This window comes from Pseudomonas sp. NFX183, from assembly GCF_047943075.1.
In the GTDB taxonomy this organism is placed as follows: Bacteria; Pseudomonadota; Gammaproteobacteria; order Pseudomonadales; family Pseudomonadaceae; genus Aquipseudomonas.
The window spans coordinates 2,127,115-2,141,147 of the sequence record NZ_CP181333.1; the positions used below are offsets into that span (position 1 = coordinate 2,127,115).

The 14,033-nt window shown below is 57.2% G+C and carries 12 protein-coding genes; 8 read left to right on the top strand and 4 right to left on the bottom strand.

Features of this window, described 5'->3' with window-relative positions; all coding sequences use genetic code 11:
* Positions 1 to 21: 21 nt before the first annotated feature.
* Positions 22 to 1,542 carry a chromosomal replication initiator protein DnaA gene (gene dnaA, locus ACM530_RS09785; protein WP_416364676.1) on the bottom strand — a complete coding sequence of 507 codons (1,521 nt, stop codon included), beginning with the start codon at positions 1,540 to 1,542 and terminating at the stop codon, positions 22 to 24.
* 585 nt (positions 1,543 to 2,127) lie between these two features.
* Here dnaA and rpmH point away from each other — a divergent pair.
* The 5 genes from rpmH to mnmE all read left to right on the top strand — a co-directional run bounded on the left by rpmH (position 2,128) and on the right by mnmE (position 6,056).
* Positions 2,128 to 2,262, top strand: coding sequence for a 50S ribosomal protein L34 (rpmH, locus tag ACM530_RS09790; protein WP_003213577.1), 135 nt, complete (start codon positions 2,128 to 2,130; stop codon positions 2,260 to 2,262).
* Between the two features lie 16 nt (positions 2,263 to 2,278).
* Complete coding sequence (gene rnpA / locus ACM530_RS09795) at positions 2,279 to 2,683, top strand: ribonuclease P protein component (protein ID WP_197629997.1); 405 nt, start codon at positions 2,279 to 2,281, stop codon at positions 2,681 to 2,683.
* A complete protein-coding gene (gene yidD, locus ACM530_RS09800) occupies positions 2,676 to 2,921 on the top strand; it encodes a membrane protein insertion efficiency factor YidD (RefSeq protein WP_073636650.1) in 246 nt (81 codons plus the stop codon). The genes rnpA and yidD overlap by 8 nt, the downstream gene beginning before the upstream one ends.
* Before the next feature lie 2 nt (positions 2,922 to 2,923).
* Positions 2,924 to 4,606 carry a membrane protein insertase YidC gene (yidC, locus tag ACM530_RS09805; RefSeq protein ID WP_242200580.1) on the top strand — a complete coding sequence of 561 codons (1,683 nt, stop codon included), beginning with the start codon at positions 2,924 to 2,926 and terminating at the stop codon, positions 4,604 to 4,606.
* A 79-nt stretch (positions 4,607 to 4,685) separates the two neighbouring features.
* A complete protein-coding gene (gene mnmE, locus ACM530_RS09810; protein WP_106575971.1) occupies positions 4,686 to 6,056 on the top strand; it encodes a tRNA uridine-5-carboxymethylaminomethyl(34) synthesis GTPase MnmE in 1,371 nt (456 codons plus the stop codon).
* Positions 6,057 to 6,143: 87 nt separating this feature from the next.
* Here mnmE and ACM530_RS09815 read toward each other — a convergent pair whose 3' ends face one another.
* The 3 genes from ACM530_RS09815 to ACM530_RS09825 all read right to left on the bottom strand — a co-directional run bounded on the left by ACM530_RS09815 (position 6,144) and on the right by ACM530_RS09825 (position 10,121).
* Entirely contained in the window at positions 6,144 to 8,582 is a 2,439-nt protein-coding gene (locus ACM530_RS09815; RefSeq protein ID WP_262206824.1) for a TonB-dependent siderophore receptor, read from the bottom strand.
* A 91-nt stretch (positions 8,583 to 8,673) separates the two neighbouring features.
* A complete protein-coding gene (locus ACM530_RS09820) occupies positions 8,674 to 9,618 on the bottom strand; it encodes a FecR domain-containing protein (RefSeq protein ID WP_416364677.1) in 945 nt (314 codons plus the stop codon).
* Positions 9,618 to 10,121, bottom strand: a complete 504-nt coding sequence (locus ACM530_RS09825) for a sigma-70 family RNA polymerase sigma factor (protein WP_416364678.1) — start codon at positions 10,119 to 10,121, stop codon at positions 9,618 to 9,620. The genes ACM530_RS09820 and ACM530_RS09825 overlap by 1 nt, the downstream gene beginning before the upstream one ends.
* A gap of 553 nt (positions 10,122 to 10,674) precedes the next feature.
* Here ACM530_RS09825 and mnmG point away from each other — a divergent pair.
* From mnmG to ACM530_RS09840, 3 genes are read left to right on the top strand one after another with little or no spacing between them, the layout of a single operon-like run.
* Positions 10,675 to 12,567 (top strand): tRNA uridine-5-carboxymethylaminomethyl(34) synthesis enzyme MnmG, encoded by a 1,893-nt coding sequence (gene mnmG, locus ACM530_RS09830; RefSeq protein WP_416364679.1) that lies wholly within the window; start codon positions 10,675 to 10,677, stop codon positions 12,565 to 12,567.
* Complete coding sequence (rsmG, locus tag ACM530_RS09835) at positions 12,564 to 13,208, top strand: 16S rRNA (guanine(527)-N(7))-methyltransferase RsmG (RefSeq protein WP_145158405.1); 645 nt, start codon at positions 12,564 to 12,566, stop codon at positions 13,206 to 13,208. Before mnmG ends, rsmG begins: the two co-directional genes overlap by 4 nt.
* An 18-nt stretch (positions 13,209 to 13,226) precedes the next feature.
* Positions 13,227 to 14,024, top strand: a complete 798-nt coding sequence (locus tag ACM530_RS09840; RefSeq protein WP_017477894.1) for a ParA family protein — start codon at positions 13,227 to 13,229, stop codon at positions 14,022 to 14,024.
* The last annotated feature ends 9 nt before the right edge of the window (positions 14,025 to 14,033 follow it).

The following is a 14,033-nucleotide window of genomic DNA, read 5'->3' on the forward strand; positions in this document are numbered from 1 at the left end:
TAATAAGCTGCGCTGGTGTCATCACGTAGTCAGTGTACGCAGCAGGTTCTTGTAGTCCTCGCGAATATCCGCGTCGGATTCCTTAAGTTCGTTGATCTTGCGGCACGCGTGCAAGACCGTGGTGTGGTCGCGACCGCCAAACACATCACCGATTTCCGGCAGGCTGTGGTTGGTCAGCTCTTTGGAGAGCGCCATCGCCACCTGACGCGGACGTGCCACCGAGCGCGAACGGCGCTTGGACAACAAGTCGGAAATCTTGATTTTGTAGTACTCAGCCACGGTGCGCTGGATGTTATCCACACTCACCAGCTTGTCTTGCAGGGCCAGCAAGTCTTTCAGGGATTCACGGATCAACTCGATGGTGATATCGCGGCCCATGAAGTGCGAGTGAGCAATGACCCGCTTGAGCGCGCCTTCGAGCTCACGCACGTTGGAGCGAATGCGTTGAGCAATAAAGAAGGCCGCATCGTGTGGCAGATCGACTTTCGCCTGGTCGGCCTTTTTCATCAGGATCGCGACGCGGGTTTCCAGCTCCGGCGGTTCTACCGCAACGGTCAGGCCCCAACCGAAGCGCGACTTCAAACGTTCTTCCAGGCCTTCGATTTCCTTCGGGTAACGGTCGCTGGTCAAGATGACCTGCTGACCGCCCTCGAGCAGGGCGTTGAAGGTGTGGAAAAACTCTTCCTGAGAACGTTCCTTGCGGGCAAAAAATTGAATGTCATCGATCAGCAACGCATCAACCGAGCGGTAGAACCGCTTGAACTCGTTGATTGCATTGAGCTGCAAGGCCTTGACCATGTCAGCGACGAAGCGCTCCGAGTGCAGGTACACGACCTTGGCATTCGGGTTCTTCTTTAATAGATGGTTACCCACAGCGTGCATCAAGTGCGTCTTACCCAAGCCGACGCCACCATAAAGGAAGAGCGGGTTGTAACCATGCTTGGGGTTGTCGGCTACCTGCCAGGCGGCCGCACGGGCCAGCTGGTTGGATTTACCTTCGACGAAGTTTTCAAAGGTGAACGTACGGTTCAGGTAGCTGGTGTGCTTGAGCGCACCTTCTACCTGCACGGTGCGCTGTTCGGCGCGTACCGGTGCTTGCTGCGAGCTGGCACCGGCCATTGGGTCGAAGCTGTCACGGGACGGCTCTTCATTTATAGGCGCGTTTTTCTGCGCCGATGATTGCGAAGGCGTCTGGGCAACGGGTGCTGGCGAGTTATTAACAGGCGCGGCTGCGGCCTGAGCCTGCGAGGCGCTCGCTGCCAACGGTGCATTCGGCGCGGCACGCGGTGCAGAGCTACGTTTGCTGCCTATTAATAGGGAGAGTACGGGCGCCAGGCCATTGCCGTGCTCATCGAGCAATTCGAGAACGCGGCTCAGGTACTTCTCATTAACCCAATCGAGAACAAAACGATTCGGCGCGTAGACACGCAACTCGTCGCCTTCGGCTTCGACCTGTAGCGGACGGATCCAGGTGTTGAATTGCTGGGCAGGCAGCTCTTCGCGCAAAAGCTCCACGCACTGCTGCCAAAGTTCCACTGACACGGATATCCCCTAAGTTGAAAGCCGGTGAGGCAAAAACAGCCGCCATTGTAGCGGCCAGACGCCCACTTATCCACATGTAGGTTGCTCACAGGGCACCCAAAATCAATGCGTTAAGCGCAAAAAAGCCGACCAATGGTCTGTGCATAAGCTCTGTGGATAAGCGCCCCTAAGCTCGTTGTACAAGTGGGGTCGAAAGTCTGTGGGTAACTGGCCTGTGGATAACAACCCATTCCACGCACAGGTTATCCGACAGCGCAGCACAGGCAGAGCACCGTTTCTCCTCCTAGTTGTCATTCTCTGTACATCAGGTGGAATATGGGCTCAGAGCAGTTATCCACAGAGAATGGCCTCCCTAGCTTTTATAAGCTTTACAGAAAAGCTTTAAATAACTTCCTTCTTTATTTTTATATCTATGGCATTGCTCGTGAAAGCCGGGCGAGCCGAAAAGGCCCAATTACCTGCAGAGATCTAATTAAAGGAAAAGCTGGTTGGAAATTGACCTAGAGGCTTGCTTTCTCTAGAATCGCCGGTCTCTTAAAACGGGGGCCATTCCGGCCCGTTGTGGACGAACCAGGTAACAACGCCATGAAACGTACTTTCCAACCAAGCACCATCAAACGCGCCCGTACTCACGGCTTCCGTGCTCGCATGGCCACCAAGAACGGCCGTGCTGTCTTGTCGCGTCGCCGCGCCAAAGGTCGTGCGCGTCTGGCAGTTTGATAATCCGGTACTGGTGGTGAGTCAGGACTTCAGTCGGGAAAAGCGTCTGCTAACCCCCCGGCATTTCAAGGCAGTCTTTGACTCCCCCACCGGCAAGGTTCCGGGGAAAAATCTCCTGCTCCTTGCGCGTAACAACGATCTGGATCACCCCCGCCTCGGGTTGGTGATCGGCAAGAAGAGCGTAAAGCTCTCCGTTGAGCGCAATCGCCTCAAGCGTCTGATGCGCGAATCGTTTCGCCTCCACCAGGAAACTCTGGTTGGTTGGGATATTGTTATCGTCGCGCGCAAAGGCTTGGGGGACGTAGAAAACCCCGAATTGATTCAGCATTTCGGCAAGCTCTGGAAACGTTTGGCGCGTACCAACAAGCCGGCACCAGCAGTCAGCACCGAAACTGTAGGGGTAGACAGCACCAATGCGTAAACTGGCCCTCGTTCCGATCCAGTTTTACCGTTATGCCATTAGTCCTCTGATGGCCGACCACTGTCGTTTCTACCCCAGTTGTTCCTGCTACGCGTTAGAGGCCATAGAAAATCATGGTCTTCTGCGCGGTGGCTGGCTGGCCTTTCGTCGTTTAGGCCGCTGTCATCCGTGGAATCCCGGTGGTTTTGACCCGGTTCCACCTATCCCTACCTCCCGTTCTTCTTCGATGGCCGAGTAATCATGGATATTAAACGCACGATCCTGATCGTCGCCCTGGCAATCGTGTCCTACGTCATGGTTCTTAAGTGGAACCAGGACTACGGCCAGGCTGCCCTGCCGACTCAGAATGTTGCTACCAATCAGGCTGCGCCGGCTATTCCGGACACCCCGTTGGGTAACAATGCGTCCGCGAGTGCCGATGTTCCCAGCGCGAATGGCGAGACAAGCGCCCCTCTAGAAACGCCAGTGGTCACCAACAAAGACCTCATCCACGTGAAAACGGATGTGCTCGACCTGGCTATCGACCCACAAGGTGGTGATATCGCGCAGTTGAAACTGCCGCTGTATCCACGTCGCCAAGACCATCCGGATGTGCCGTTCCAACTGTTCGATAACGGTGGTGAACGCACTTATCTGGCACAAAGCGGCCTGACCGGCACTGACGGTCCGGATGCTCGTGCTACCGGTCGTCCGGTTTATTCGACCGAACAGAAGACTTATCAACTGGCTGATGGCCAGAACCAGTTGAACGTTGACCTGAAATTCAGTCAGGACGGCGTCAACTACATCAAGCGTTTCAGCTTTACCCGCGGTTTGTACGATCTGAAAGTCACCTATCTGATCGACAACGAAAGCGCCAAGCCATGGAGCGGCAACCTGTTTGCCCAGCTCAAGCGTGACAACAGCGCCGATCCTTCTTCCAGCACTGCCACCGGCACCGCGACTTACCTGGGCGCTGCCCTGTGGACAAGTAGCGAGCCGTACAAAAAAGTGTCGATGAAAGATATCGACAAGGGCGCGCTGAAAGAAACCGTACAAGGCGGCTGGGTTGCCTGGTTGCAACACTACTTCGTGACCGCATGGATCCCGAACAAGGGTGAAGCCAACCTGGTTCAAACCCGCAAAGATAGCCAAGGCAACTACATTATTGGTTTTACTGGCCCGGCGTTGACCGTCGCACCAGGCGCCAAGGCTGAAACCAGCGCCACGCTGTATGCCGGCCCGAAAAGCCAGGCTGTGCTGAAAGAGTTGTCCCCAGGTCTGGAACTGACTGTGGATTACGGCATTCTGTGGTTCATTGCCCAGCCAATCTTCTGGCTGCTGCAACATATCCACAGCATCGTCGGTAACTGGGGTTTCTCGATTATCTTGCTGACCATGCTGATCAAGGGGATCTTCTTCCCTCTGTCGGCCGCCAGCTACAAGTCGATGGCACGTATGCGTGCCGTGGCCCCGAAACTGGCCGCGCTGAAAGAGCAACATGGCGATGACCGGCAGAAAATGTCGCAAGCCATGATGGAGCTGTACAAGAAAGAGAAGATCAACCCGCTGGGTGGATGCTTGCCGATTCTGGTGCAGATGCCGGTCTTCCTGTCGCTTTACTGGGTACTCCTGGAAAGCGTGGAAATGCGCCAGGCTCCGTTCATGCTGTGGATAACTGACCTGTCGATCAAAGACCCGTTCTTTATCCTGCCGATCATCATGGGCGCGACCATGTTCATCCAGCAGCGCTTGAACCCGACTCCGCCGGATCCGATGCAGGCCAAAGTGATGAAAATGATGCCAATCATCTTCACCTTCTTCTTCCTGTGGTTCCCTGCTGGTCTGGTGCTGTACTGGGTCGTCAACAACTGCCTGTCGATCTCTCAACAGTGGTACATCACACGTAAAATCGAAGCGGCTACCAAAAAAGCTGCGGCGTAATTTACTCTGTGGATAACCACTCAAGACGCCCCCTAGTGGGGCGTTTTGCTTTCCGTCACTTTTGTTCTGGAACCTGCTGATGAGCGCTCCTCGTGAAACCATCGCTGCTGTCGCTACCGCTCAAGGTCGCGGCGGCGTCGGTATCGTTCGAATTTCCGGGCCGCTCGCCGGTTATGCGGCCCAGGCCATCAGCGGCCGCGAGTTGAAACCGCGCTACGCCCACTACGGCCCCTTTCTGGACGCCGATGCAACCGTGCTGGATGAAGGCCTGGCGCTGTATTTTCCCGGGCCCAACTCGTTCACCGGCGAAGACGTGCTTGAATTGCAAGGGCACGGCGGTCCAGTCGTGCTGGATATGCTGCTGCAGCGCTGCCTGCAATTGGGTTGCCGCCTGGCGCGTCCGGGGGAGTTCAGCGAGCGGGCTTTTCTCAATGACAAACTCGATCTGGCCCAGGCTGAAGCCATTGCCGACTTGATCGAGGCGAGTTCTGCACAGGCCGCGCGCAATGCATTGCGTTCGTTGCAGGGTGCATTTTCGTTGCGTGTGCATAACCTGACCGAGCAATTGATCAGCTTGCGCATCTACGTCGAGGCAGCGATTGATTTTCCGGAGGAGGAAATCGACTTCCTCGCCGATGGGCACGTCCTGGCCATGCTCGACAAAGTCCGCGATGAGTTATCCACAGTGCTGCGCGAAGCCGGGCAGGGGGCTCTACTGCGCGATGGCATGACCGTGGTGATCGCGGGACGGCCAAATGCCGGCAAGTCGAGTCTGCTCAATGCCCTGGCAGGTCGCGAGGCGGCCATCGTTACCGAGATCGCCGGCACCACCCGGGATATCTTGCGCGAACATATCCACATCGACGGTATGCCGCTGCACGTGGTCGACACTGCAGGTCTGCGCGATACCGACGACCAGGTCGAAAAGATTGGCGTAGAGCGCGCACTCAAGGCCATCGGCGAAGCGGACCGGGTGTTGTTGGTGGTGGACGCCACCGCGCCAGAGGCTGTGGATCCTTTTGCCTTGTGGCCGGAATTTCTCGAGCAACGGCCGGACCCGGCCAAGGTCACCTTGATTCGCAACAAGGCCGACCTGACCGGCGAAGCTATTGCCATGGAAACCAGCGAGGATGGCCATGTCACTATCAGCCTGAGTGCGAAGTCGGCCGGCGATGGCCTGGAGTTGCTGCGCGACCACCTCAAAGCCTGCATGGGCTATGAGCAAACCTCGGAAAGCAGCTTCAGTGCACGTCGCAGGCACCTGGAGGCGCTGCGCCACGCCAGCGCGGCGCTGGAGCACGGTCGGGCGCAACTGACCTTGGCGGGGGCAGGGGAGCTGCTGGCTGAGGATTTACGTCAGGCCCAGCAGCTGCTGGGCGAGATCACCGGTGCATTCAGTTCGGATGATTTGCTGGGACGGATTTTTTCAAGCTTCTGCATCGGCAAATAGCCCAGTTATCCACATATCCTGTGGGAGCCGGCTTGCCGGCAAAACGCCCTGAAGAACGCCTGAGTTCTTCAGGGCTACTGTGCGCCTTTACCAGTTATAGGAAACCGTCCCAAGCAGCGTCCGACTGTCGCCCCAGTAGCAGCGACCTGCATCGTTGCAACCGGATACATATTCCTTGTCGAACAGATTCTTCGCGTTCAGATCCACCGACCAGTGTTTGTCGAGCTGATAACCGATCGCCGCATCCACCAATGTCACGCTTCCGGCATCCAATTTCCCGTACAGCGTCGGCGCGGTGTAGGAGAAAGTGCTATCGAAGTAGCGCACTCCGCCACCCAGGGACAAGCCCTTGAGCTGGCCATCCAGAAAGCGGTACTTGCCCCACACCGACGCCTGGTTACGTGGCACCCCGGTCATCTGATGCCCTTCGACCAGTGAAGTGGCGGAATCCTTGGTAATCCTTGCATCGGTATAGGTGTAGGCCGCAGTGACATTCAAGTTCGGCGTAAGGTTGCTGTTGATTTCCACCTCCGCCCCTTTGGCGCGGCTTTCGCCCACTTGGCGATAGCTGTTGGTGGTGGCATCGAGGTAGGTGTCATCCTGCTTGCGCAGGTCATACACCGACAGCGTCATGGCGGTGTCCCAGCCAATCGGCTCGTACTTCACACCCACTTCGTACTGGCTGCTGGTGATCGGCTTTAACGGTGAACCGGCGTTGGAAATCTGCTGCACCGGGACGAAGGCGGTGGAGTAGCTGACATACGGCGTCACGCCGTTGTCGAACTGGTACATCACTCCGCCCTGGTACGTGAACTTCTTGTCGTCAGAGCCCGTGTTGCTGGCCTTGTTCACCTTGTCGCGAAAATCACTCTCGACCCAATCCTGGCGACCGCCGAGCAGGAACAGCCAGTGGTCGTATTTGCTTTGGACCTGTGCATAAACGCCTTTCATCTGCTGTTCGAGGAGGGTGTTCTGTACCGCGATCGGGGTGAGCGGGTCGCGCAGGTACACCGGGTTATACACATTGATGGTGCCGGCGAAGCCCGCATCCCAGTCCTGATTGAACGAGGTGCGGTCGTAGCTGGCGCCAACCAGCAGGGTGTTTTCCAGGTCACCGACCTGGAATTTGCCTTCGAGCTGGTTATCCAGGGAATACACCATCGACTTGTTGTAGCGGTCGTAGGCGGTCATGTTCAACTGGGTGCCGAAGCCGCGATTGTTCAGCGCGCCGGGCCAGGTTTCATGGCGGTTGATGCGCGACTGCATGTAGCGCGAGTTCTGGCGGAACTGCCAATCGTCATTGAAGCTGTGGCTGAACTCGTACCCGGCGCTCCAGGCTTCGCGCTCGAACGTGTTCCAGTCCGGGTCGCCGAGCATGGTGTGTTTGGACAGCTTGCCGTTCGGGTTTTTCAGTAAAGTGCCGGCCGCAGGCAGGCCCAGTTCCAGATTGGTGTGGTCCTTCTGGTAGTTGGTCAGCAGCGTCAGGGTGTTGTAGTCATCAATGTTCAGGGTCAGGGAGGGCGCGATGTACAGGCGATCATCGGGCACGTGGTCGGTCTGGGTGTCGGATTTTCGACCGAGCATGACCACGCGGCCCAGGACGTTGCCACTGTCATTGAGTGGCCCCGAGATATCCACACCCAGCTGGCGCCGATTGTTGGAGCCGTAACCCAATTGCACTTCGCCCTGGGGCGTGGCGGTGGGGTGTTTGCTGACCAGGTTGACCAACCCGCCCGGCGCGTTTTCCCCATAGAGCAGAGAAGAAGGGCCGCGGAAAATCTCTACGCGCTCCAGGCCATAGGGTTCACTGGTGGTGTCATACCGATTGCCCTGTACCCGAAGGCCATCGCGCAGCAGGCCGTAGCCATAATCCGTGGCATTGAAACCACGAATGAAAAACAGGTCGCCCGCGAGGCTATCACCGGCAGCAAACGGTGGCGCGAAGATCCCCGGTACATACCCCAGCACCTCCGTCAGCGTCTGCGACTTCTGGTCCTTGATGCGTTGGCCTGTGACCACCGATACCGAGCGCGGGGTTTCCGACAGCGCGGTGCTGGTTTTGGTACCGACGCGGCTGTTTTGCGCCTTGTAGCCAACATCACCGGCAATGTCCTGATTGAAACCGGCCTGTTGATAAGTGCTGACGGTGGTGGGGGCGAGCGTCAATGGCCCATCTTGCGAAGCCTGAAGTACATAGCTTCCGGGCGCCTGTGTTACGGCTTGCAACCCCGAGTTTTGCAGCAATAGCGCAAAGCCTTGATCCACCGAATAGTCACCTTCCAGCCCCGGCGTATTCAAGCGCGCAGTCTGCTGGGGTGAGAAGGACAGGATCACGTTGGCCTTGGCGGCAAATTGGCTCAACGCTGCGTCAAGGGGCCCGGCGGCAATGGTGTAATGCTGCGCAGCACTGGCTGCCAGGGCGCTTGTGGACAAAAAGACACCGGCGGTGGCGGCCGTGGACAGCAGTAAACCGTAGGTCATGCCGTGGTAAGAGAGTTGCTGGCGGAGTTTGGCGGGAAGGCGCATAGGTGGATAAGCCCTGAAGGTAGCGTCGTGATTACCCGTAGGGCCGGGTCAGGTAAAAAAAAGATAACCCCTCTGTGGATTATTTTTTCGCTCAACCCACGCGCGTCACCGAAACCCAATAGCGAGTGAAATATTTCACCTGGATCGGCAGAGTAGCTTGCAGGTTAGCCAGTACTGCATCGGTGGAGTCGAGGCGGAACGTGCCGGAGACCCGCAGAGGCGCCGAGGCCGGATCGCACTGCAGAACACCTGAGCGATAGCGTGCCAGGTCCTCGATCAGATCCCCAAGTCGCGCATCCAGGACGATCACTTGGCCATCGACCCAAGCCGCCTGGGTCCGGCGATAGGCGTGGTTGGGGCCGACATTTTCCCGGTCGAAGTCAGCGCTTTCACCGGCAGCCAGCAGCCGAGTGCGATCGGGTTGGTCTGCAGGCGAGATGCTCACTCGGTCTTCCAGCACCCCCACTCGCGTCGAATCCGCCAGTTGGCGCACGGTAAACCTCGTTCCCAATGCCTGAACTCGGCCCTGGCGGGTTTCAATATAAAAGGGCGCTTGCCCACCCAGTTTTCCGGTGTGGATAAGCACTTCACCTTCGCGCAGGCGGATCAAACGCTGGCGGCCATCAAACACCACATCAATGGCGGTGCTGGTGTTGAGGTCTATTCGAGTGCCATCGGCCAGTTCGATCCTTCGCCGTTCGCCGACGCGTGTGTGGTAGTCCGCCCACACATTGCCCAGGGAAGGCGCGTGTTGAACATTCCAGCCCAGGTAGCCGGTGCCGCCCAGCACCAGCATCCACTTGAGCACCTGCCGCCGTTGCTGCGTGGCCGATAAGGCGCGGCGGGTGAAATCCTGAGGCAGGGCACCCAGGCTGCGTTGCAATTGCTCCATCTGGTTCCACGCTGCCAGGTGTGCCGGGTCGTCATTGAGCCATTGTTGCCAGGCATAGTGCTCAGCCGGCGTTGGAGGTTGCGACTGAAAATGCACATACCAAGTGGCAGCAGCTTCGAAGACCTTTCGATCCGGGGCAACCATTACAGGCTGGCCATGATCAGTGAACACTCGGTAAGCGCGCGGATCATGTGTTTCTTCACGGTGGTCAGGGACACCTGCAACTGATCGGCGATCTGTTGATAAGTCAGGCCTTCGATCTGCGACAGCATGAAAATTCGCCGGGCCCGATCGCCCAGGTCAGCCAGGGTCTTATCCACAGCTACCAGCGTTTCAATGATAATGGCCTTGTCTTCTTCACTGATGGCGACAGCTTCAGGGCGCTCAGCCAACGACTGTTGATACGCGCGTTCAATCGCATGCCGGCGATAACGATCAATGACCAAGCCCCTGGCAATGGTTGCCAGGTAGTCCCTGGGTTCGAGGATCTGCGCCGCATCGCGCCCGCCCAAGATACGCACGAAAGTATCGTGTGCCACATCGGCTGCATCGCAAGCGTTATGCAATTTACCTTTGAGCCATCCCTGCAGCCACGAATGGTGATGCTCATAGATGTGCTGGACTGCAGCCGTGTGTGAAGGAGGCATAGGGCGCGTTAAGGCAGGTTAATGATAATCGCTATTATTAACTGCGCCGTCGACTTCTCACAATAGCTCTCTTTTTGCAGCATTCCTTACTGCGTTCAAAAAACGCGGTGGCTTCGTCGTGGGTGAAATACGCAATATCTGTGGATTAAGCCCTGTGAATAACCGCCCCTGTGCCCAGTTGATAACAGGGCTTGAAACCTGAGTAAACCCCCCCTTGTGGATAACCATCTGTTTAATCCACAGGCTTAAAGCACTTATCCAACGGCCTCATTGGCACATGACCACAGACTTTTGAATCGCTGTACACAACGTAAATAGAGGCCTGTAGAGATCTATCCACAGAAAGCAGGCTCAGTAGAAATAAACATAAAAACAAAGATCTTATAAACTTCTCTCTTTTAATTTCTATTGTCTGTGATTCATCCACAGCTGGTTAAATTTTGTGCAAAGGGTTCTTTAGGAAGGGCTAAGTCCCTATACTTGCCGCCAAAGCTCTAAAACTCTTTCAACAATCAATTCCTGATTACCTACATAAGCAGGCACGAGGTGCGTGGTGGATTTCCCTTCCCGTTTTGAAGTGATCGTCATCGGCGGCGGTCATGCCGGTACCGAGGCAGCACTGGCCTCAGCACGCATGGGTGTAAAAACCCTGTTGCTGACGCACAACGTGGAAACCCTCGGTGCCATGAGTTGCAACCCCGCCATTGGTGGGATCGGCAAAAGCCATCTGGTCAAGGAAATCGATGCCCTTGGCGGTGTGATGGCCATGGCTACCGACAAAGGTGGCATTCAATTTCGCGTGCTCAACAGCCGCAAAGGCCCAGCCGTTAGGGCTACCCGGGCACAAGCTGACCGCATCCTCTACAAGGCCGCGGTGCGTGAAACCCTGGAAAACCAGCCGAACCTGTGGATATTTCAGCAAGCAGCGGATGACCTGATCGTCGAACAAGACCAGGTACGCGGTGTTGTCACCCAAATGGGCCTGCGTTTCTTCGCAGAATCCGTGGTGCTGACCACCGGTACCTTCCTCGGCGGACTTATCCACATTGGCATGCAGAATTATTCGGGCGGCCGCGCCGGTGATCCGCCGTCGATTGCCCTGGCAAAACGCCTGCGTGAATTGCCGTTGCGTGTCGGCCGCTTGAAAACCGGGACCCCGCCGCGTATCGACGGGCGTTCTGTGGATTTCTCGGTGATGACCGAACAAGCCGGCGATACGCCAATCCCAGTGATGTCGTTCATGGGCGCCAAAGAACAGCACCCGAAACAGGTCAGCTGCTGGATTACCCACACCAACGCCCGCACCCACGAAATCATTGCCGCGAACCTCGACCGTTCGCCGATGTATTCCGGTGTGATCGAAGGCATTGGCCCGCGTTATTGCCCATCGATCGAAGACAAGATTCACCGCTTTGCCGACAAGGAGAGCCACCAGGTCTTCATCGAGCCCGAAGGCTTGACCACCCACGAGCTGTACCCGAACGGGATTTCCACGTCGTTGCCGTTCGACGTGCAAATCCAGATCGTGCAATCGATTCGCGGCATGGAAAACGCGCACATCGTGCGTCCGGGCTACGCCATCGAGTACGACTACTTCGACCCGCGTGACCTGAAATACAGCCTCGAAACCAAAGTGATCGGCGGCCTGTTCTTCGCCGGGCAAATCAACGGCACCACCGGTTACGAAGAGGCTGGCGCCCAAGGTTTGCTGGCCGGAACCAACGCGGCACTGCGCGCGCAAGGCAAAGACAGCTGGTGCCCGCGTCGCGACGAGGCGTACATCGGTGTATTGGTCGATGACCTGATTACTCTCGGGACTCAGGAACCGTACCGGATGTTTACGTCCCGGGCCGAATACCGCCTGATCCTGCGCGAAGACAACGCCGACCTGCGCCTGACCGAAAAAGGCCGCGAGCTGGGCTTGGTCGATGACGCACGCTGGGCCGCCTTCTGCAAAAAACGCGAAAGCATCACGCTGGAAGAGCAGCGCCTGAAAAGTACCTGGGTTCGCCCCGGCACCGAGCAAGGCGACGCGATTGCCGAAAAATTCGGCACGCCGCTGACCCACGAATACAACTTGCTGAACCTGCTGTCCCGCCCGGAAATCGACTACGCTGGCCTGGTTGAAGTGACCGGTCACGGTGCCGAAGACCCACAAGTCGCCGAGCAGGTTGAGATCAAGACCAAATACGCCGGTTACATTGACCGCCAGCAGGACGAGATCGCCCGCTTGCGCGCCAGTGAAGACACCAAACTGCCTGTGGACATCGACTACACCGGGATTTCCGGGTTGTCGAAAGAAATCCAAAGCAAGCTGGGGATAACTCGGCCGGAAACACTCGGCCAGGCTTCACGTATTCCTGGGGTCACGCCGGCAGCCATTTCGCTGTTGATGATTCATTTGAAAAAACGCGGCGCGGGCCGTCAGTTGGAGCAAAGCGCTTGAGTTCGTTGGTCACCTCGCAACACGCCGAAGAGTTATCCACAGGTGCACGCCAGTTGGGCGTGGACCTGACCGATGCACAGCACGACTTGCTGCTGGGCTATCTGGCCCTGTTGATCAAATGGAACAAGGCTTACAACCTGACAGCAGTGCGCGACCCGGACGAAATGGTCTCGCGCCACCTGCTCGACAGCCTCAGCGTGATGCCGTTTATCGAAAACGGCCGTTGGTTGGACGTTGGCAGCGGCGGCGGCATGCCTGGCATTCCGCTGGCCATCCTGTTTCCAGAGTCGCAAGTGACATGTCTGGACAGCAATGGCAAGAAAACCCGCTTCCTGACCCAGGTCAAACTCGAACTCAAGCTGGATAACCTGAATGTTATCCACAGTCGCGTCGAAGCCTTCGTGCCTGAACAGCCTTTCAACGGGATTGTTTCCCGGGCATTCAGCAGCATGGAGAACTTCAGCAACTGGACCCGCCACTTAGGCGACCGCGACACCCGTTGGCTGGCAATGAAGGGCGTTCATCCAAGCGACGAGCTGTTAGCATTGCCGGCAGACTTCCACCTCGATAGCGAACACGCCTTGGCCGTACCCGGTTGCCAAGGCCAACGCCATCTGCTGATACTGCGCCGCACGGCATGATTGGGAACACAAGCAAGAATGGCTAAGGTATTCGCGATAGCGAACCAGAAAGGTGGCGTGGGCAAAACCACCACCTGCATCAACCTCGCAGCATCCCTGGTCGCTACCAAGCGCCGGGTGCTGTTGATCGATCTCGATCCACAGGGCAACGCCACCATGGGTAGCGGTGTGGATAAACACGGCCTGGAAAACTCGGTCTACGACTTGCTGATTGGCGAGTGCGACCTGGCCCAGGCCATGCACTATTCCGAGCACGGTGGTTATCAACTGCTGCCGGCCAACCGCGATTTGACCGCGGCCGAAGTGGTGCTGCTGGAAATGCAGATGAAAGAAAGCCGTCTGCGCAGCGCCCTGGCGCCGATCCGCGAGAATTACGACTACATTTTGATCGACTGCCCACCGTCGCTGTCGATGCTGACGTTGAACGCCTTGGTAGCAGCCGATGGGGTGATTATCCCCATGCAGTGCGAGTACTTCGCGCTCGAAGGCTTGAGTGACCTTGTGGATAACATCAAGCGTATCGCAGAGTTGCTTAACCCGAACCTGCAAATCGAAGGCCTGTTGCGGACCATGTACGATCCGCGCCTGAGCTTGATGAATGATGTGTCGGCCCAGCTCAAGGAACACTTTGGCGATCAGCTTTACGACACGGTGATCCCACGTAACATCCGTTTGGCCGAAGCGCCAAGCTATGGCATGCCCGCGCTGGCGTACGACAAGTCATCTCGCGGCGCCATTGCCTACCTGGCACTGGCCGGCGAGATGGTTCGCCGTCAACGCCGCAACTCACGCACCGCTGCAGCCCAGCCAACTTAAGGAATCCCC

Bases quoted from the DNA above. Each gene is read 5' to 3' on its own strand.
- ACM530_RS09820 (WP_416364677.1), bottom strand. From the start codon at position 9,618: ATGGTTGCCCCGGATCGAAAGGTCTTCGAAGCTGCTGCCACTTGGTAT.
- mnmE (WP_106575971.1), top strand. From the start codon at position 4,686: ATGAGCGCTCCTCGTGAAACCATCGCTGCTGTCGCTACCGCTCAAGGT.
- yidC (WP_242200580.1), top strand. From the start codon at position 2,924: ATGGATATTAAACGCACGATCCTGATCGTCGCCCTGGCAATCGTGTCC.
- ACM530_RS09840 (WP_017477894.1), top strand. From the start codon at position 13,227: ATGGCTAAGGTATTCGCGATAGCGAACCAGAAAGGTGGCGTGGGCAAA.
- ACM530_RS09825 (WP_416364678.1), bottom strand. From the start codon at position 10,121: ATGCCTCCTTCACACACGGCTGCAGTCCAGCACATCTATGAGCATCAC.
- yidD (WP_073636650.1), top strand. From the start codon at position 2,676: ATGCGTAAACTGGCCCTCGTTCCGATCCAGTTTTACCGTTATGCCATT.
- rpmH (WP_003213577.1), top strand. From the start codon at position 2,128: ATGAAACGTACTTTCCAACCAAGCACCATCAAACGCGCCCGTACTCAC.
- ACM530_RS09815 (WP_262206824.1), bottom strand. From the start codon at position 8,582: ATGCGCCTTCCCGCCAAACTCCGCCAGCAACTCTCTTACCACGGCATG.